The sequence below is a fragment of the Pedobacter sp. AC212 genome, from assembly GCF_979258625.1.
Genome location: NZ_OZ409870.1, coordinates 4,156,288 through 4,173,655, shown reverse-complemented (window position 1 = coordinate 4,173,655; position 17,368 = coordinate 4,156,288). Strand labels below are relative to the sequence as shown.

Sequence of the window (17,368 nt, the reverse complement as noted above, 5' to 3'; positions counted from 1 at the left end):
TTGATCACAGGCATCCTTCGTAGATCCCTTCTCACCAATAAACAATCCTTAAGTTTCAATTCTGTTACTCACTGGCTGCAGGTTTTTTAGGCGGCTTAACGGCTCCGATTTTAAATCGGGCAAGTTTGAAAAATGCCAATCTGGTTGCTAATGCTACTCAGCTAACGGCATTTTACCAGTATCAGCAAAGCTTAATTAATGGATACCAGGAAGTAACCATGCAGCTTTCTGCACTGGAGAATTATAAACAGGCATATGATTATAAAACGACGGAAGTCGCAGAATTAAAGAATGCGGTTTCCACGGCAAATGATCTATACCTGGCAGGTTATGCCAGTTTTCTAGAAGTTATTGTTGCGCAAGGCAGTGTGTTAAATGCTGAAATGGAGCAGGTAGACCTTAAACAGGCTTCTTATGCTGCCTTGATCGGCTTATACCGGTCATTGGGTGGATAAGGGTGGCTAAAAAAAGCAAGTCGCGGGTTTTTGCCTTTTCATCAAATGATTACTTAAAGAAGCTGGTCGCTCTTTTTTGATCATATGCCTGAATGATTTCAAAAGCAAACCGCGGCTTGCTCCTGTATGGAGATGGTTGTTAAAATACCCTCGCAAATCTTTTGGTTGAGGTTTTATAGCAGAGTATCTGAACTAGTCAGATGATGTTGTTATTCAGACGAGCAATCAAACTTTTCATCAGTTTCGTCGATGTACGGAAACTGCAGTCTTAAATTCAATAATAAACGGTAAAATTTAAATTAGATATTATATAACTGATCTTATAATCTAATCATCAGTAATATCATTAGGACTTTAATATTAAACCATGGCTTACGACAGATCGTGATCATCAATTAGAATTACTTCTTTTCCCCAGGTCATGATCTTCACTGCATGTTTTTCAAACCTGACTTTAAAACGCATTAGTGAAACCGGTAGGTAAACCGAGACCCATCTGGCGAATAGTACGATCGCTATACTGATTATTCCGATGTAGAATACTGTCGGATCGATCTTGATGATGAGCATTTCTACACCAATAAATAAAAACAGTACAGCGTTGAGGATTTCATCAACCATCTCCCAGAATTTGCCCAGATAGTCTCTGGTCAGGTCGGACATGCCCTCTCTTCTGGATTTATTTCCTGTAAAAATTCCCGCAATAACCATAGCCAGTGGACCTGATACATGAAGTCTGCCCGCTAAAAAGTATCCGCCGGAAACAATAGCAAGTGTTATTAATACTTCCACCTTGTAGTCATCAATACTTCTTAAGGCCCAGTATCCGATATAACCCAGCAGGAGACCGAAAAAAATGCCGCCCAGCGCTTCGACCAGGAACAATTTACCGATGGATATAATTGAAAAGTCGCCACTGGTTGAGCGGGCAATTTCAGCCAAGCTTACAAACACCACTACCGCAACCCCGTCATTGAATAATGATTCTCCGGAAATTTTAAGCTCCAGGCTTGGCGGAATATTTGCTTTTTTAAGGATGCCAAGCACCGCGATCGGATCGGTAGGGGAAATAAGCGCTCCGAAAAGCAGGCAATGAATCAGCGGGATTGGCATGTTAAACCAGCCAAACAACAGCCAAACCAAAACCCCAACTACAAAAGTTGATATCAGTATTCCCACAGTAGCTAATACCAGTACCGGCAAGCGTTCGGCTCTCAATTTGCTTGCATCAATATGGATCGCCCCGGCAAAGAGTAGAAAGCTTAGCATAAAATTCATCAGTACATCCTGAAAATCCAGGGATGTTGCTAATGAGATTGCTTTTTCTGATAGCAATGATTTTGAATTTCCAATCGTCACCAATAAAATTGAGGAGATGAGTGAGAGTGCCATGATGCCAATGGTGGGTGGCCATTTAATAAAGCGATGGTTAATATATGCAAATATGGCGGCTAGTACAATCGTGATGGCTATGATCTCCTGGGTATTCATTCTAGATTAGTAATTTGATTTTCTTAATTCCATACCACTTCTGCTTAAATGGTCTTTTTCGAGAACGTGATGATTGAATAGCCCGAATATAGTCAATTAAAGCCTTTTGCTAATTTGAATTTGAATTGTGATGTTAATTCAGACTTACTTTATTTCCCGTACCAGGAGCGAAAATCATCCCGAAGGAGAAATTTATGATGATGAGAAACGCTTGAGGATTATTATGAGGGTAAAAAGTGTTGAGGAAATCTTCACTGAATGCGCTTATCCCATCTGCGATTATGGTAAGCAGGACCGATTGGTCAACATGGAATTTAACCATATCATGCTACAGCTTTGTGCGCAAACGAATACCCGCTTTTGAAAAGATGCTTGATGCCGTAAATCGCTCACCAAGGTGTCTAGCTGCGTAAAAGCTGAACCTAAGAGAAAAAATAATCTTGCACGTTAATGAGCACTTAAAACATTTTTTAGCCGCTGTATTACCATTATTCATTTTTATTTTAAGAAAAAAGAGCATATGAAATGGTATTTAAATCGGAAATGATTCTATTTATCCCGGTTACTGCTGAGTTTTCCCATTACAGGGGTTGCACTCATGCCATGGAGCACAATAGAAATCAGAATGGTGAAGGCTGCGATTGCCCAGAGCTCTTCCTGTTGGTCGAATTTGACTTCACCAAATGCAAACGCCAGATAATATATAGATCCCATTCCTCTGATGCCGAAAAAACTAATGGCGAGCTTTTCTTTTAAGGGGGTTGGATTTCCTAACAGGGACAAATAGGCGGTGACAGGGCGTACCAGCATCACAAATGCAAGCGAGACCATCGCCATTTTAAAGGTCAATGGAGCCAGTATACCACCTACCAGTGCCCCTCCAAAAAAAATCAGGAGCACAGCAAGTAACATCCTTTCCATCTGATCGGTAAAAGAGTGAAGCTGCCGATGATAATCATGAGTTTTTTCATAATGCCGCAAAGTTAACCCGGCGATAAAGACCGCAATGAAGCCATACGCATGAAGTGATTCAGCCGTTGCGTAGGTAACAAGCGTAAGCGAAATGGCCAAAAACCCATCAGAAGGTTTTAATAAGCGGTATTTTTCAGATATGGAGAAAACCAGGTAGCCCACCAGTTTGCCACAAAGCCAGCCAACAATCAGTCCTGCGGCAATCTTGTAAACAAGGTAAAACCAGCCCCAGTGCCATATTGAAGACGTAGTGATGCCTTCAGATGCAACAACAATCGCTAGCCAGGTAAATGGGAATGCCAGTCCGTCGTTGAGTCCCGCTTCTGAAGTGAGTGCAAACCGGGGTTCGGACTTTCCACGCTCGTTTGGCGGTCCAACCTGTACATCAGCGGCTAGAACCGGATCTGTTGGCGCCAATACTGCAGCTAGTAGCAATGCAGCTGCAACACTCATCCCTAAAACAAAAATGCCAAGCAATGCCGATATCACGATCGATAAGACCATAGCAATTAAGATCAGCCGGAGTGGAGTGGACCATTTCCTGAAAGAAAAACTTCGATCGATCTTAATTCCAGTACCCATCAGCGAAATGATGACAATAAGCTCGGTGAGGTGAACCACCAGCGCATTGTCTTTTTGCGGCAAGGGCGAGGGGAGGATTTTCGGCCATATCAGGTATAACAGTGCTCCTATTGCAACATAAACGATAGAGTAGGACATCCTCACTTTGCGGGCAAGGCTGGGGATAAACGCCATACCTATGCTTGCAAGTCCGGCAATCAGCATCAGTAAAAGATATTGGCTCATTTTCGTTTAATTAACTGATAGATAAAAAATGGCGACTGAAGACACCCGTCGAATCAAGATCATGACTTCGATTCATTTCTATGTTTTTCTTGCATCTCGCTTAATGACATACCTCCCTTGATTCCGAAGTCAAGTGTTCGGCTAGGGAATGGAATCATAATATTATGTTCATCATATACCTTTTTGATTCTGAGGATACATTGACTTTGCACTTCAAGAATATTAACATTATCATGCACATTTATCCAAAGCCGGATCACATAGTTAATCGAACTGTCACCAAAACCGGTATAAAACATGATCACTTCCTCTTCTTCAACCAGTCCTTCTATATCTTTTACTGCCTGGATGGTTAGTGATTTAACGCTTTCCAGGTCTTCACCATAAGAGATTCCAACATTCAGATCTAAGCGCCTTTTACCCAATAACGTATAGTTTTCGATAGGGTTTTGAAAAACATCTTTGTTGGGGATGATGACCATTTGTCCCTGATAGGTCTTGATGACGGTATCACGAAGGTTAATTTCTTCCACTTTCCCCATGTAATCCTTTATTTTGACAATATCTCCAACATACAAGGGTTTCCTCACCGAAAGAAATATGCCGGAAATAAAGTTAGAGGCAATATCCTGAAAGGCAAACGCCAGTGCCAGACCAATGATTCCCGCTCCGGCAAGAATAGAGGTCACTGCTTTATCTTTCGAAAAAGATAGAGCACAAGGCCCACAACGATCAGCGAAATCCAGGCATATTGACCAGCGTAGGAAATGGTCAGTGCTGCAACATACAGACAGGAAGAGCTGATGTCGTTGCCGCATATTGCTGTTGCCTGTAGCTCATTTAATTTAAATGATGGTTTGTGTAGTGATTTATCCATTTGTTTCGGGTTGGGGATTTTTGATAGAAATTGCCTTATTACTTATTAGCCTTGAAATGTACATGATCAATGAATTAATCGACAGTGTAGGCTGGCATGTGATAGCTGATTGACAATGTCCCAAGGCGTTTATTCAGGCCTAATATAGGCGTTGTAAGCACCAGCGACCTGCCTCGCTGTGAATAAATCCTGGTACTGTCACTTCGTAAGAAAGTGCTGTTGTAAAAAATTGAATAAGGTTTTCCTTCTTCCTTTTTATCAGTAGAGAGGAAAATCATGTTGCGTTGATCGACAATAGAGATTTCCTCAAAGTTTTTTTCTCTCACCATCTGATTCATATAAACACTGATGGCCTGCCGGTTCCCTGAGATCATTTTATCCCGAATGGCCCAGGCGAGTGGTTTAGCTAACAATATAAGTTGTGCTTTTAAATTCGCATCCATTTGCACCGAAACTTTTCTTCTCAAAAGCCTATTGGTCCTATCATTTTCAGATTGCATACTCCTGTTTTCTACGGCTTTCCATATCCAAAGACCGGAAATAAGGGCAAGGAAAATCAGGATCGTAATAAGAAAGGTCTTTCGGTAAACCACCGGCGTACCCAATTGGGTTGATTGCTGACTATCTATTGGTTTAGTGTTACGCATCGTTTGATGTTTGTATGTGTATAAGGCCAAGACGTTTCCGGATTATTTGAATCCAATTTATAGCAGAGGGGAATACCAGAAAATAATCGGTCTCTTTTTAAGCCTAAGGTTGTATGAAGACAAACAAGTTAGCAGTTTGTTCTGGTCATTTTAGATTCTAATTCATTAACTGTTTTTACGAATTTTTGAAAGCTGACTGGTTTGACCAGATATCGGTCAGCGTTTACCGAGAAAGCATCGAGTGCATGTTCGGGATGCCCAGTCACAAATACAATAAAGCGGACATCATCCCTCAGAATTCTGGCGATATCAAGCCCGGAAATTTCCATGTTAATATCGAGAAATAAAAAGTCTACCCCTTGATTATTTTTAATTGCTCGAACAGCCGCTGTCGGATCTAAAAAGCTTTCAAGAAGGGATAGTTTGGGTACTGCCTGAAGATATTCTTTTAAGAGCTCGGTGCCATTGTCATCATCATCAATGATTACACATTTATATTGGGATGCTGATTTCATTTTGAGGTAAGTATATTTATTTTTATTTTGTTTAATATTTTTTTGATCTAAGTGATTTGGCTTTCTGCTGGTTAATATGATTGTAATCGATTATTCAAATCAAAAAGAAAAAGGGCCAGAAATATGCTCCGGCCCAATTCCAGACAACAATGTTTTGATAGGAGGCTAATTCCATTGTGGATCCTTCTATTAATTAAATTGATCAGCTAGCTTTTTTTGGATTGTAAATACATCTTATCTACGCTTTTTGTAAAATAGCAGAATGGATTTAAGGTCTTAATCTATGATCAAACCAAAATTCTGGCAAAAATGAAAGCTATAGGTTTCGGCTTTTCCTGGGTTAAGAAAATTCAGAGGAAAGGCTGTTGATCTATCTGTAGACAAATCCCGACAGCTAATTTAACCTCAGCGATGATCACTAAAGACTGCACACAGTAAGTGCTTAGTTTATAAAAATCAAAAGGTAGCCAATCGGTAAATGAATAACGCCAAAGCGCTTGTTACATCTGGCGTGTGGTAGGTAATTGCAAGTTCTGCAAACTGGGTTGCCAGCTTGAAGATAAATGTTTCCTGTGCTATGAAATCAATATAAGAATCTCCTCCCATCTGAAATTTTTTCCGGTACTTTTTTTGCCTCGGCTCCGCATTAGAAAGAGCGAAGTCTATCTTTTCATTCGCAGTTAAGTGCTTAACCAGATGATGGGCTGTTTCAGATCTGGATTTTTCCCACGAGATGGAGGATGATGGAATTACAAGTTTAAAAGCAGAGGAAGATAAAATAATGACACAGGTAAATACTGCTTGCATAAGAATCAGCAAACAACTTCTCAAAAATCTTTCTTTTGTCTTTTTTCTCATTCCTGTTACCGGTAAGTGACAAGATACAAAAAATAAAATAGGGAAATCCAAACCCTACCAACCAATAGCTTCAAAACTCTTTGCTGTCTTGCTGTTGGGGTTGATCCCTGCTAAGCATTCTTTTGGTATTTCTGGAGATTGTTGCCTCGGTAAGAGAAAAGTTTTACCAAACCATATCTTTACTTGAGTGGATATTACCGTTTATTCAGAGTTCAGCAACTTCTTGGAGTATATGCTAGCCACAGACCACTCAGATCCATTTTCAGTTTTATGGGGTTTTCATCTGCAATTGATTATGACCTGTTAGTTTGTGCAAAATTCAAGATTTACTCTTACAATCTGGACTATTCAAAAATAAAACAACTTATGGGACTAAACTATCGGTATGTAATACACGTATGTAAATTTTGAATAAATAGATAGATATGTTTGGATTCAAGTCATTAACAGAAAATAGAATTGTAGCTTGGAAAGCAAGAAATGGCATGAATATTCTTCGGGTTTGTCTGGGTATTATATTTATATGGTTTGGAATACTTAAGTTCTTTCCAGGCGTGAGTTCTGCAGAAGAGATTGCCGGTCGTACCATATTAAAATTAACCTTTGGATCAGTTAATCCCGAAATATCGATGCCGGTTTTAGCGATATGGGAATGTATCATTGGATTAGGGCTGATATCTAAAGCCTGGCTCAGGCTGACCCTCATTTTACTTTATCTACAGATGGCGGGTACTTTCTTACCCCTTTTATTCTTTCCCAAGGAAACCTTTAATCATTCCCTGCTTGTACCTACCCTGTTGGGTCAATATATTATAAAAAACTTTGTTCTTATATCGGCGGGCATTGTAATTGGTGCTACTTTAAGGGGTGGTAAAATTATAACCAGCCCTGTAACAGAAGAAAAATCGGCAAAATTAGAAAAACGATTTGGTAGGATCAGACGTATCCTGAGATTGGAACATATTTAATAAGACTCCAACCTGTCTGATTACAGTTAAATATACGAAGCAGTATTCCTTAACAAAAAGTTATTGCGTAAAGAAAAACCACTGGTCGCTTTATTTACGTACATGACTGTACAACGAAAATAAATACCATGAAAAAAACTTTTTTAACTGCTTTTGCCTTAGTAGCTATCGCATTATCAGTAAATACAACAGTACAGGCCCAAGATAAAATGTCTGGTTCTAAAATGGATGGCACCAAAATGGTTGGTGGTGCTAAAATGTATCCAACAAAAGATATTATCGATAATGCTGTAAACTCAAAAGACCACACTACACTGGTAGCAGCTGTAAAGGCTGCAGGTCTTGTAGAAACCTTAAAGGGTAAAGGGCCTTTTACAGTGTTTGCACCAACCAATGCAGCTTTCAGTAAATTACCAAAAGGTACCGTAGAGAATTTAGTTAAACCGGCTAACAAAGCTACTTTAACCAAAATTTTAACTTACCATGTTGTTTCCGGTAAAATGGACAGCAAAGCAATTGCAGCCGCGATTAAAAAAGGGAATGGAAAAGCGGAACTGGTAACTGTTCAAGGTGGAAAGCTTTGGGCATGGATGGAAGGCAAAAAACTGGTTCTGAAAGATGAAAAAGGTGGAATGAGCACAGTGACCATTGCTGATGTAAATCAGAAAAATGGAGTAATACATGTAATCGATACTGTATTAATGCCAAAATAAGGTTATAAATAGGATTTGGTAAAAGCCGCTCCATAGCTGAAGCGGCTTTTCTATTTTGCTTCCGAACAAATGATTCATAGCTCCGAGGAATAACTAAAACAAAGAGACAGGGACAGTGTTACCAAATCAAAACAAGCCTATGCATGCATTTATACTTACTCAATCTTCGAATGCCAAACGTTTACAATTAAAATGCAAAACACCTGAGCAACTATTAGTGGGCAACATACTCGATAACAGGGAAGGATCGTTCAGTCAACTTTATGAAATGTATGCGCCGAACCTCATGGGTGTATTGATGAAAATTCTAAATCAACAGGAAACCGCAGAGGATTTATTACAGGAAGTTTTTTTAAAGATCAAAAGATATTTACCTTTATACGATGAAAGAAAAGCTCGGTTATTCACCTGGATGCTCAATATTACCAGAAACACCGCCTTTGATTATCTTAGATTGAAATCAAGCAAGCAGAGCAAGTCTACCGTCGAAATTGATGGCCATCATTATGAACTGGAAAGTTTTAGCCATAGTGTAAATACGGATACCATCGGGCTAAAAAAACTGGTGCTTGGACTTAATGAGAAGCATCGAACGATACTCGAACTCTGCTACTATCGGGGCTATACCCACCTGGAGATTGCTGAAGAACTAAATATGCCCCTTGGCAGTGTCAAAACATCTATCAGACAGGCCATATTGATTCTAAGGGGCTTCTTTTCATTGGCTAGTTAGTTGACAAGAATAAGTTATTCTTAAATGCTTTCTCTGTTCTTCCCGGATTTGTATGAGTAGACCGTAAGCTTCGCGAAGATTGACCAAATCATTTGGTAGGAATTAACCGCTCAATAGAAACCAGAATATCTTTGCGTAGCCTTTCTTGAAAAGCATAAGCTGGTCAATTCTAAGAAAAAAATTGCTTCTAAATTTCGAGACGATAGGATACTGCTAGTTAAATCTAGAATCAAACATCACTAGAGAGTATTAGTAAACCTACTGGTTGTAAATAGGTTACCTTTTAATTATACGCCGTATTAACCCATAATTAATCAGTGTAAAACTTCAAAACAAAACAAAATGAAAAATGCATTCAAATTAGGCTTTTTAGCCCTGACACTATCTTTGACATTTGCCGCCTGTTCAGAAAAAAAAGCTGATGCGGGTACCGACACTACCATGGTTGATGCTTCAACCGACAAGATGATGACCGATACGATGATGAAGGATACCATGATGACAGACACCATGATGAAAGATACGATGAGTAAAATGTAGTCTTAAATCAATTTATGTTTAAGAGGGCTTGCGGTTTTATCCGAAGCCCTTTTTTTAGGCCATATTTTCGGAACAAAACTGTTTCTCAGGCGGTCGATTAGTAATGAAACATTCAAAACGTTATTTATCTTAGGGATTACAATCTCTTTGGAAATAGGTTTATTCAATTACAGATTAAATTTTGTTTCAAATGGCCTTTTTATTAATTCTCTTATGTAGTACACCCCTGTGGTCGACACTGGTCTTACTCTATTGCCACTTTTTTCGGAGCGAAACCTCATGGCTTTTCAGAATTTTCGGAAATCTAATGCTTTATTTCACATAAGAGTTAAGCCAGCTCAGCCTTTATTGTAAAAGCCTGTTTAGTCTCTTTTACCCAGTATTCTATTTTCTGCCGGCTGGGGGGCTTGAGTAGGGTTTATACTTACAATCCTATGAAGAACCAGCATGGTGCTTTATTCGTAAATTAAATTATATCAGCCTTTTAGATAAAAATATCTCCTGGGCTTTTGTAAGGATTTAAGTTTTTTAACGACTAATCGAGATATGAGAAATTTAAAATTATTAAGCATACTGTTTCTAGGACTGGCATTAAATGCCTGTGGGCAGAACAACCCATCAGATAACCATACAACCTCAAGAGATATCAAAAAATATCCACAGGCAAAAACAGCAGCTTATTGGAAGCAGGTACTCTCTGCACGGGCTTATGATATTATGGTTAACAGTGCAACCGAAACGCCATACAAAAACCCGTTTTGGAACAACCACAAAAAAGGGATTTATGTAAGTGCCGCTACGGGAAAACCACTCTTCAGCTCTGATACTAAGTTTGAATCAGGCACGGGCTGGCCTAGTTTTTTTAAGCCAATTGATCCCACTGCTATTAAAATTGTCCGTGATACCTAAGATGGAATGCTAAGAGATGAAGTTGTCGAGGCAAGCACAGGGCTGCATCTGGGACATGTATTTGATGACGGACCCGAACCGACAGGTCAGCGGTATTGTATGAATTCTTATGCGCTAAAGTTCATTCCATCTAAATAAATTGATAATGATGAAAATATTTAAAATATGGCTGGTTGGACTGGTTTTCCTTTCGTCATGCATGGATGTAACGACAGAAAAGAATCAGCAGCGCTTTGCGGACTTACCCAGCCCAAAGCCAAATCAGAAGGTGGCAACTTTCGCCGGTGGATGTTTCTGGGCATTGGCCGAGGGTATGAGCGAACTGAAAGGAGTGGATAGGGTTGTTTCGGGATATTCTGGGGGGACGGTAAAAAACCCTACCTACGAAGAGGTATGTTCGGATAATACAGGGCATGCGGAATCTGTTGAGGTTTATTATGATCCTACGGTAATCAGCTATGCCCAGCTTTCAGAGGCATTTTTTTATGCTCATGATCCAACCACGCTAAATCGTCAGGGTCCCGATGAAGGAGCGGATTACCGTTCGGTTGCATTCTACAGAAATTCTGAAGAAAGAAAAACATTGGAACAGGTAATGACAAGGATAAATTCTGCTCATCATTATAGCGATAAAATCGTTACCCAGGTGGTACCTTTCAAAGTATTCTATCCGGCAGAAAACTACCATCAGAACTATTACAAGCTAAATCCTAATAGTGGTTATATTCAAAGTGTTTCCAGACCCAAGGTACTAAAGCTCAGGAAAAGCATGAATGCACTGATTAAACCGGAGTTCAAGGACCAAAGCTGACGAGAAATCGGGATTTTTTTATTCGCCTTTTTTACAGGCCAGAATAATAGTCATAGCCTTGTTCTGCCCAGTAGTCTTTTGGGCGCTGGTCGCTGAAAGACATCAGCCCAATCCGTTTTAGGTTTTTAATGCCATATTTAACAGGAATAATGAGCCTAAGCGGTGCTCCGTGCTGGTTTGTAATTGGCTCACCGTTCATTTCGTAGGCCAAAATGGTTTGCGGATGCAAAACACTGTCTCTTTCCAGACCAACATAGTATTCGCCATTTGGGGTTTCAAGCCCCATATAATTTTTTTCTGATAACTTATCAAGTTTAAAATGCGACAAGAAATCACTGAGTTTAACACCGCCCCAATGTTGAATTTGGTCCCAGCCTTCTACGCATTTAAAATCGAAAACTATTTCCGTTTTTGGTAGAGCTTTTATCTCTTCAATGCCGATGTGTAACAAGTCGGTTGCCCCGGTTCTGACTTTAAGTTTCCAGTTTTTCTCATCAAAATCCTCATCATCTTCAATACCAATCAAGCTATTTACGCGAACGGTTTTTGCTGCACGTTCTTTGTCGTAGGTTTTAACCAGGTGGTTGTTGCTAAAGAAGTTTCGAAAAAATAGTTCCGTTTTATTTAATGCCCTTCTTAAAGGTTGTTTTGCGCCGCCGGTAATTCCAGCCGTCTCTTCAGGTGAATGGAGCAACCACCTCCAACCTGCAACCGCACCACCACCCAAGGTGAAAAATACACCGAAAGAGATAAGATTGCGGCGTTTTATTTTCTGTTCGATACTGAGCGGTGCTTTTACTTTCTTTTTAGTCGGCTGTTCCATGTTCTGATAATTTTTCTTCTTTAACTTTCTCTTTATTTTCTATGACCTCGAAGCCTGATACAACCGACCTAAAATTATTCCACCCCGCAAGTGCAACCTGGACAATATGTATCACAAAGAAAAGTACGTACCCAATAGTGAGTGCAAAATGAATGATCCGGGCAAAATGATAACCGCCACAAAGCCAGCAAAGCCAATAAAATTGGACTGGTTTGTAAATGGCAAGTCCGGTGACGATAGACCCAAAACCCATTAATATAATCGCTGTGTAGGCAATTCGTTGAGCAGCATTATATTTTTTCTGTGGAGGAATGGTTTTTTTGATATGTAAATCGTGAAGTAAAACCAACCACGCTTCCTTAAATGTGTTTTTTTGAGGGATAAGTTCCCGCCAGGCACCAGAAACAATAGTGTAGACGATGTAAAGCAATCCATTTATAAAAAAGAACCACATAAATAAGAAATGGTAAGCCATTCCTTCGGCAAGACGTTGTGGTATATGGAAGTAATTATAAAACCACTCCGGAAAAAATTTAATGTATGTAATGCCAAAAATGGAGATTCCGTAAGCATCATTTGCCCAATAAATAAACATTCCACTCCAAATCATAATTGCAAGTACAGGGAAATTTACCCAGTGTGTCCATCGCATCAAAAAGGCGTGTTTTTCTTTTATTTCTTTCATTAGACTTTATATAACATTAATGCAATCATTTGTCTGAAACCCACTAGCTGTGCGGTTTGATGAGCAGTTTTGTAACTGCAGTTATTTGTCCGCTTCTACTATTTTGCAGTAAGGCAATTATCTCCAATTCGTTTTTTGTACTTCCTAAAATCAAATTGATCAACCCATTCTCTTTACCATTAAGGTTAACGGTTTTAAAGTCTTTTACAATTTGTACATGGTGAAGTGTTTTGCCTTTGTTTTCCCCACGTTCGATTTTGTTTGTTGCGTTTGGACTTACCATTGCTATAATCAGGTTATTGTTCTGTATCTGGTTGCCGGTTTGATAACTCAAAGAAATATCCGTGTGACTCTGTTTTTCAATGGTAACTTCCAAATGATTCTGGCTTGTTTGTGATAAAGCATTCTGAATCGCATTTCGAAGGCTTTTTTCCTCAGAGCCAATAAATTCCTCGCTTCCGTTTACAACGATTTGAGGTGTATAAACATTATTAAGACGCAGCCAGTTGGCATACTCATGCTGCCTTTTCGAGTTTCTGGCACTGCTAAAGCTATCTTTCCAGCCTAATCTATCCCAATAATCTACATGGTAAGCAAGAATGTAAACAGGTTTATCCTTATTTTCTTTTTCTATTCTCGCTATTAGCGCATCAGCAGGTGGACAACTTGAGCAGCCTTCTGAAGTAAATAGTTCGATCACTGCAAAACCTGGCGCTGCAGGTTTCTTTCGTTTTAAAGTGAAAGCTAAGCTTATCGCAGATAATGCGAACAACACAAATACTATCTTTCTAACCATGGCAATCATTTAAAGGCTTAGTCGTTGGTTTAAATTATTCCTTACAAAAAATAAAATAATTTGTAAGGAATTTAATTTGCTGCCGACTAAACGGTTAGCACTATATTTATACAATGTACGTAAAAAGATGAATGAAGAAAAGCAAGGTTTAATGGCAACCAATCAACTTCATCCCGACCCGGTAACCTGGGTTGAAAAATATGCTGACTACCTTTATCGCTTTGGCATGTCGAGATTAAGAGATGAAGAAGTAGCAAGAGATTTAGTGCAGGATACTTTTTTAGCTGCACTACAACAATTGGATCGTTTTAAAGGAAACAGCAGTGAAAAAACCTGGCTTTCGGCAATCCTTAAAAATAAGATAGCTGATTTTTACAGGAAACAAGCATCAAAAGGGTTGAAGGAAGTTAGGCAGTCAGAATCTGAACAGATAGATTTTTTTAATGCAACAAACGGGCATTGGAATGCTGTACATGCACCCCAGGCATTTGGCTTAGAACCAGATAATCCGTTGCTTACCAAAGAACTGGGGAATATTTTAACAGGCTGCTTAAAAAAACTGCCGCTGTTATGGTTTTCTGTATTTTCGATGAAACACATGGATGATTGTACCTCTGAAAAAATTTGCCTTGAGTTAAAACTTACCGATGCTAATTTTTGGGTTATCATGCATCGCACAAAACTAAACCTGAGGGCTTGCCTTCAAAAAAATTGGAATTGATATGACCGGAGCTTTAAAGAAGATAATATACAATTGCAGGCAGGCAACTTTCCTGATAGAGAAAAAAACATTAGCGAAGATTACTGCCTCTGAGGTCTTGCAACTAAAAATACACCTTGCAGGTTGTTCCGTTTGCAGGACCTTTCAGCAACAAAGCATACTTATTAATCGCTTATTTGTTGGTTTCAAAAATGAAGAGTTAAAGCTTGACGAAGATTTCAAATGGAGCTTAAAACAAAGAATCGAAAAAGAAATGAATAAAAATTGATTTTGATTGTAAGGTTTTCAAATAGGTTGCGACAAAAAGGGAAACAAAAACACAAAAACATGAAAAATCAATTCTTAAAATCTGCAGCTAAAATTGTTCTTGCTGCGTTGGTAACTCTAAGTCTTTCTGCATCGAGCTTTGCAAACAGTCCTCAACAGGATAAAATGGGCAAGAAGAAAATGGATAAGATGGAAAAAAGCAAAATGTCGAAGATGAAGGCAGATTCGACCAAAAAAGCCAAGATGGAGAAATCTAAAATAGCAAAAGACAAAATGTCGAAAAGTAAAATGTAAAAAAACAGGCAGGGGAATTTTCTAAATTCTCCTGCCAAAATTTGTAATATTATGAAAAGAATTATATTATTTATTGCCTTGTTTGTTGCAGTAATTTTAAATGCAAACGCTCAAAAGGGGTTAGTTGTGGGAGCGAATGCCCCGGCTTTTAGTGGGACGGACCAAAATGGAAAAAAGATCAGTTTACAAGCGTTGTTAAAACAACATAAATCTGTAGTGCTTTTTTTCTACCGCGGCCAATGGTGCCCGTATTGTAACAAGCATATTAAAGAACTTCAGGATTCCCTGCAGCTACTTACAAGCAAAGATGCTTATGTGATTGGCGTAACCCCAGAAACCAATGAAAACATTTCAAAAACAATAAAAAAAACCAGTGCAGGTTTCTCCATTATACAGGATAAGGATGATGATATTATGAAAGCTTACGGTGTAAATTTCATGATGGATGATGCGACTTTTTCAAAATATAAAGGTTATGGGATTGATTTGGAAGTCAATAATGGCAATACACGCCATACGCTTCCAGTACCAGCAACTTACATCATTAATCGTTCAGGAAGGATAAAGTTTGTGCATTTCGATCCAAATTATCAGAAAAGAGCTTCCGTAAATACTTTGACGAAAGAGCTTTAAGTTGGTGTGTTTTGAGCAATAACCGGTCGAGGTTAGGCGAAAAACGAATAAGTCTTTTTTTATCGTAGAATTACATTAAGCTTTTTTCAGATCAATCAAAATAATCACTTCTTTGATAACTCATTATCAATTATTTAATATTAACTCAATGTTTCAAGATTCTTAAAATACCACATATATTTTCGTGTTTATAATTACTTAACTTTGTATACTTACCTTTGTTTGTGATGAACGTTACAAAATCAATTTGAGGTGAACTAAATATGAAGCAAGATACTTTAGTAAAAATAAGCAACAGGATTAAAGAGAAAAGACGTGAGCAAAACATCACAGTGCAAGAGCTGGCTGATAAGGCTAATGTAAGCAAAGGACTTATATCTCAGATTGAAAATTCAAGAACAATCCCATCTTTAATTGTCCTTATCGACATTATCAAAGCGCTAAACATTGACCTTAATGTGTTTTTCAAGGACTTCAAGAACACTGATGATTCAACCGTTGTCATCGTTAAAAAATCTGCGGAATACGAAAGATTTGAAAAAGAGGATGCACTAGGTTTTTCCTATCAGCGCATCTTTACACAATCCGTTAAAAATGGTACTGTAGATATTGTACTGTTAGAGCTTGAACCAAATGCAAGCAGGCCGATGGTAGAAACTCAAGCTTTCGAATATAAATATGTCATCAGTGGTGATGTATCCTATAATATAGGCAACAATTTTTATCAACTGTCCGCAGGAGATTCTCTCTTATTTGATGGTCGGATTTCTCATACCCCGACCAATACAGGAAAAAAAACTGCTATAATGCTTGTAATTTATTTTTTTGAGACAGAGAATTCTTAAACTTAACAAAAACTTAATGTAGAGAAGTTTTATTGATTATAAACATTGTTTAGTTTTGCTAAACAATGTTTATGCTTATTCAAAGTTTAAGTGTATTCATTCAGTTTAATTATTGAATATGTCAGAGCAAAAAATAAGAATGGTAGTCTTCGATATGGCAGGCACCACAGTAAACGAAGATAACCTCGTTTACAAAACTCTACAAACATCTATCAATGCCACAGGTTTCGAATTCTCTTTAAACCAGGTGTTGGAACAAGGTGCTGGAAAAGAAAAAAAGGAAGCTATCCGCTCCATTCTTTCTCACTTTTCAAACACGCATGACGAAGGGCTTGTCACTCAAATTTATGATCATTTCATTATTGCTTTAACTAAGGCGTATGACACAGCAGACATTTTGCCCCAACCTAATGCAACGCATATCTTCTTAGCACTTAAGGAAAGAAAAATTATTACCGTACTAAACACAGGCTACGATCGGAAAACGGCATGCTCGATCTTGGAGAAACTAAACTGGAAGATTGGAATTGAATTTGACGCACTCGTAACAGCCTCGGATGTAAGTAGAAACCGCCCTGATCCAGATATGATCAAGTTTGCCATGCAAGCATTTAATGTGAAAGATAGCGGAGAGGTTGCCAAAGTAGGCGATTCGATTGTGGATATTAATGAGGGGCAGAATGCTGGGTGTGGTCTGAGTATCGGAATAACCACCGGTGCCCATACTGCCTCGCAGCTTAAAACTGCAAATCCACACGCTGTAATAAATAATTTGATTGATCTTTTGCCTGTTATAGATTCCTATTCAGGTCTTCACTTTCATTGAATTGCCTGATCTTATTTAATCAAAACTTAACATAAGTCAGAGATGCTCTTAATGAACAAAGTTTAGTTTTGCTAAACATTAGTTGTGCGCTAATATCTTAATAGATCTTTCTAACATACAATAAAACAGAAATGGAGATGCTTGAACATCTCCATTATCAAACTGAAATAAAAATCGAGTCC

Annotated in this window: 22 protein-coding genes and 1 pseudogene; 13 read left to right on the top strand and 10 right to left on the bottom strand. The window is 38.6% G+C overall.

Annotated features, from left to right (window positions below):
• The first annotated feature begins 44 nt into the window (after positions 1–44).
• Entirely contained in the window at positions 45–455 is a 411-nt protein-coding gene (locus ACZZZC_RS17750) for a TolC family protein (protein ID WP_463486280.1), read from the top strand.
• Between the two features lie 372 nt (positions 456–827).
• Here the strand turns inward: ACZZZC_RS17750 and ACZZZC_RS17745 are convergent, their stop codons facing one another.
• On the bottom strand, positions 828–1,946 hold the full coding sequence (locus tag ACZZZC_RS17745) for a cation:proton antiporter (protein WP_463483375.1): 1,119 nt from the start codon (positions 1,944–1,946) through the stop codon (positions 828–830).
• Positions 1,947–2,076: 130 nt separating this feature from the next.
• On the opposite strand from ACZZZC_RS17745, the gene ACZZZC_RS17740 reads away from it, so the two are divergent.
• Entirely contained in the window at positions 2,077–2,310 is a 234-nt protein-coding gene (locus ACZZZC_RS17740; RefSeq protein WP_463483374.1) for a hypothetical protein, read from the top strand.
• Positions 2,311–2,495: 185 nt separating this feature from the next.
• On the opposite strand, the gene ACZZZC_RS17735 is transcribed toward ACZZZC_RS17740, so the two are convergent.
• The 6 genes from ACZZZC_RS17735 to ACZZZC_RS17710 all read right to left on the bottom strand — a co-directional run bounded on the left by ACZZZC_RS17735 (position 2,496) and on the right by ACZZZC_RS17710 (position 6,622).
• Positions 2,496–3,725: a cation:proton antiporter gene (locus ACZZZC_RS17735; RefSeq protein ID WP_463483373.1), complete on the bottom strand. Its 1,230-nt coding sequence runs from the start codon at positions 3,723–3,725 to the stop codon at positions 2,496–2,498.
• 59 nt (positions 3,726–3,784) lie between these two features.
• Positions 3,785–4,414: a mechanosensitive ion channel family protein gene (locus ACZZZC_RS17730; protein ID WP_463483372.1), complete on the bottom strand. Its 630-nt coding sequence runs from the start codon at positions 4,412–4,414 to the stop codon at positions 3,785–3,787.
• Entirely contained in the window at positions 4,411–4,602 is a 192-nt protein-coding gene (locus ACZZZC_RS17725) for a hypothetical protein (RefSeq protein ID WP_463483371.1), read from the bottom strand. The genes ACZZZC_RS17730 and ACZZZC_RS17725 overlap by 4 nt, the downstream gene beginning before the upstream one ends.
• Before the next feature lie 74 nt (positions 4,603–4,676).
• Positions 4,677–5,249 (bottom strand): hypothetical protein, encoded by a 573-nt coding sequence (locus ACZZZC_RS17720; RefSeq protein ID WP_463483370.1) that lies wholly within the window; start codon positions 5,247–5,249, stop codon positions 4,677–4,679.
• Positions 5,250–5,377: 128 nt separating this feature from the next.
• Positions 5,378–5,764 carry a LytR/AlgR family response regulator transcription factor gene (locus ACZZZC_RS17715; protein ID WP_463483369.1) on the bottom strand — a complete coding sequence of 129 codons (387 nt, stop codon included), beginning with the start codon at positions 5,762–5,764 and terminating at the stop codon, positions 5,378–5,380.
• Positions 5,765–6,220: 456 nt separating this feature from the next.
• Positions 6,221–6,622 (bottom strand): hypothetical protein, encoded by a 402-nt coding sequence (locus ACZZZC_RS17710; RefSeq protein WP_463483368.1) that lies wholly within the window; start codon positions 6,620–6,622, stop codon positions 6,221–6,223.
• A gap of 425 nt (positions 6,623–7,047) precedes the next feature.
• On the opposite strand from ACZZZC_RS17710, the gene ACZZZC_RS17705 reads away from it, so the two are divergent.
• The 6 genes and pseudogenes from ACZZZC_RS17705 (at position 7,048) to msrA (ending at position 11,296) form a co-directional block, all read left to right on the top strand.
• The gene (locus ACZZZC_RS17705; RefSeq protein WP_463483367.1) at positions 7,048–7,590 is read left to right on the top strand and encodes a DoxX family membrane protein; all 543 of its coding nucleotides are present in this window, start codon (positions 7,048–7,050) and stop codon (positions 7,588–7,590) included.
• Between the two features lie 128 nt (positions 7,591–7,718).
• Positions 7,719–8,303 (top strand): fasciclin domain-containing protein, encoded by a 585-nt coding sequence (locus tag ACZZZC_RS17700; RefSeq protein WP_463483366.1) that lies wholly within the window; start codon positions 7,719–7,721, stop codon positions 8,301–8,303.
• 139 nt (positions 8,304–8,442) lie between these two features.
• Positions 8,443–9,036 carry an RNA polymerase sigma factor gene (locus ACZZZC_RS17695; protein WP_463483365.1) on the top strand — a complete coding sequence of 198 codons (594 nt, stop codon included), beginning with the start codon at positions 8,443–8,445 and terminating at the stop codon, positions 9,034–9,036.
• A gap of 342 nt (positions 9,037–9,378) precedes the next feature.
• Positions 9,379–9,576: a hypothetical protein gene (locus ACZZZC_RS17690; protein WP_463483364.1), complete on the top strand. Its 198-nt coding sequence runs from the start codon at positions 9,379–9,381 to the stop codon at positions 9,574–9,576.
• A 546-nt stretch (positions 9,577–10,122) separates the two neighbouring features.
• Positions 10,123–10,623: pseudogene (gene msrB / locus ACZZZC_RS17685) on the top strand (peptide-methionine (R)-S-oxide reductase MsrB).
• A 7-nt stretch (positions 10,624–10,630) separates the two neighbouring features.
• On the top strand, positions 10,631–11,296 hold the full coding sequence (gene msrA, locus ACZZZC_RS17680) for a peptide-methionine (S)-S-oxide reductase MsrA (RefSeq protein WP_463483363.1): 666 nt from the start codon (positions 10,631–10,633) through the stop codon (positions 11,294–11,296).
• A gap of 31 nt (positions 11,297–11,327) precedes the next feature.
• Here msrA and ACZZZC_RS17675 read toward each other — a convergent pair whose 3' ends face one another.
• The 3 genes from ACZZZC_RS17675 to ACZZZC_RS17665 are packed head-to-tail and all read right to left on the bottom strand — an operon-like array spanning position 11,328 to position 13,600.
• Positions 11,328–12,119, bottom strand: coding sequence for a molybdopterin-dependent oxidoreductase (locus ACZZZC_RS17675; RefSeq protein WP_463483362.1), 792 nt, complete (start codon positions 12,117–12,119; stop codon positions 11,328–11,330).
• Positions 12,103–12,804, bottom strand: coding sequence for a cytochrome b/b6 domain-containing protein (locus ACZZZC_RS17670; protein WP_463487788.1), 702 nt, complete (start codon positions 12,802–12,804; stop codon positions 12,103–12,105). Before ACZZZC_RS17670 ends, ACZZZC_RS17675 begins: the two co-directional genes overlap by 17 nt.
• 43 nt (positions 12,805–12,847) lie before the next feature.
• Positions 12,848–13,600, bottom strand: coding sequence for a DUF1223 domain-containing protein (locus ACZZZC_RS17665; RefSeq protein WP_463483360.1), 753 nt, complete (start codon positions 13,598–13,600; stop codon positions 12,848–12,850).
• A gap of 127 nt (positions 13,601–13,727) precedes the next feature.
• Here ACZZZC_RS17665 and ACZZZC_RS17660 point away from each other — a divergent pair, with 127 nt between their 5' ends.
• The 5 genes from ACZZZC_RS17660 to ACZZZC_RS17640 all read left to right on the top strand — a co-directional run bounded on the left by ACZZZC_RS17660 (position 13,728) and on the right by ACZZZC_RS17640 (position 17,186).
• On the top strand, positions 13,728–14,321 hold the full coding sequence (locus tag ACZZZC_RS17660; RefSeq protein ID WP_463483359.1) for a sigma-70 family RNA polymerase sigma factor: 594 nt from the start codon (positions 13,728–13,730) through the stop codon (positions 14,319–14,321).
• A 327-nt stretch (positions 14,322–14,648) separates the two neighbouring features.
• A complete protein-coding gene (locus ACZZZC_RS17655; RefSeq protein ID WP_463483358.1) occupies positions 14,649–14,882 on the top strand; it encodes a hypothetical protein in 234 nt (77 codons plus the stop codon).
• 51 nt (positions 14,883–14,933) lie between these two features.
• Positions 14,934–15,515: a peroxiredoxin-like family protein gene (locus tag ACZZZC_RS17650; RefSeq protein WP_463483357.1), complete on the top strand. Its 582-nt coding sequence runs from the start codon at positions 14,934–14,936 to the stop codon at positions 15,513–15,515.
• Between the two features lie 263 nt (positions 15,516–15,778).
• A complete protein-coding gene (locus ACZZZC_RS17645) occupies positions 15,779–16,360 on the top strand; it encodes a helix-turn-helix domain-containing protein (RefSeq protein ID WP_463483356.1) in 582 nt (193 codons plus the stop codon).
• 118 nt (positions 16,361–16,478) lie between these two features.
• Positions 16,479–17,186, top strand: a complete 708-nt coding sequence (locus tag ACZZZC_RS17640) for an HAD hydrolase-like protein (protein WP_463487787.1) — start codon at positions 16,479–16,481, stop codon at positions 17,184–17,186.
• The last annotated feature ends 182 nt before the right edge of the window (positions 17,187–17,368 follow it).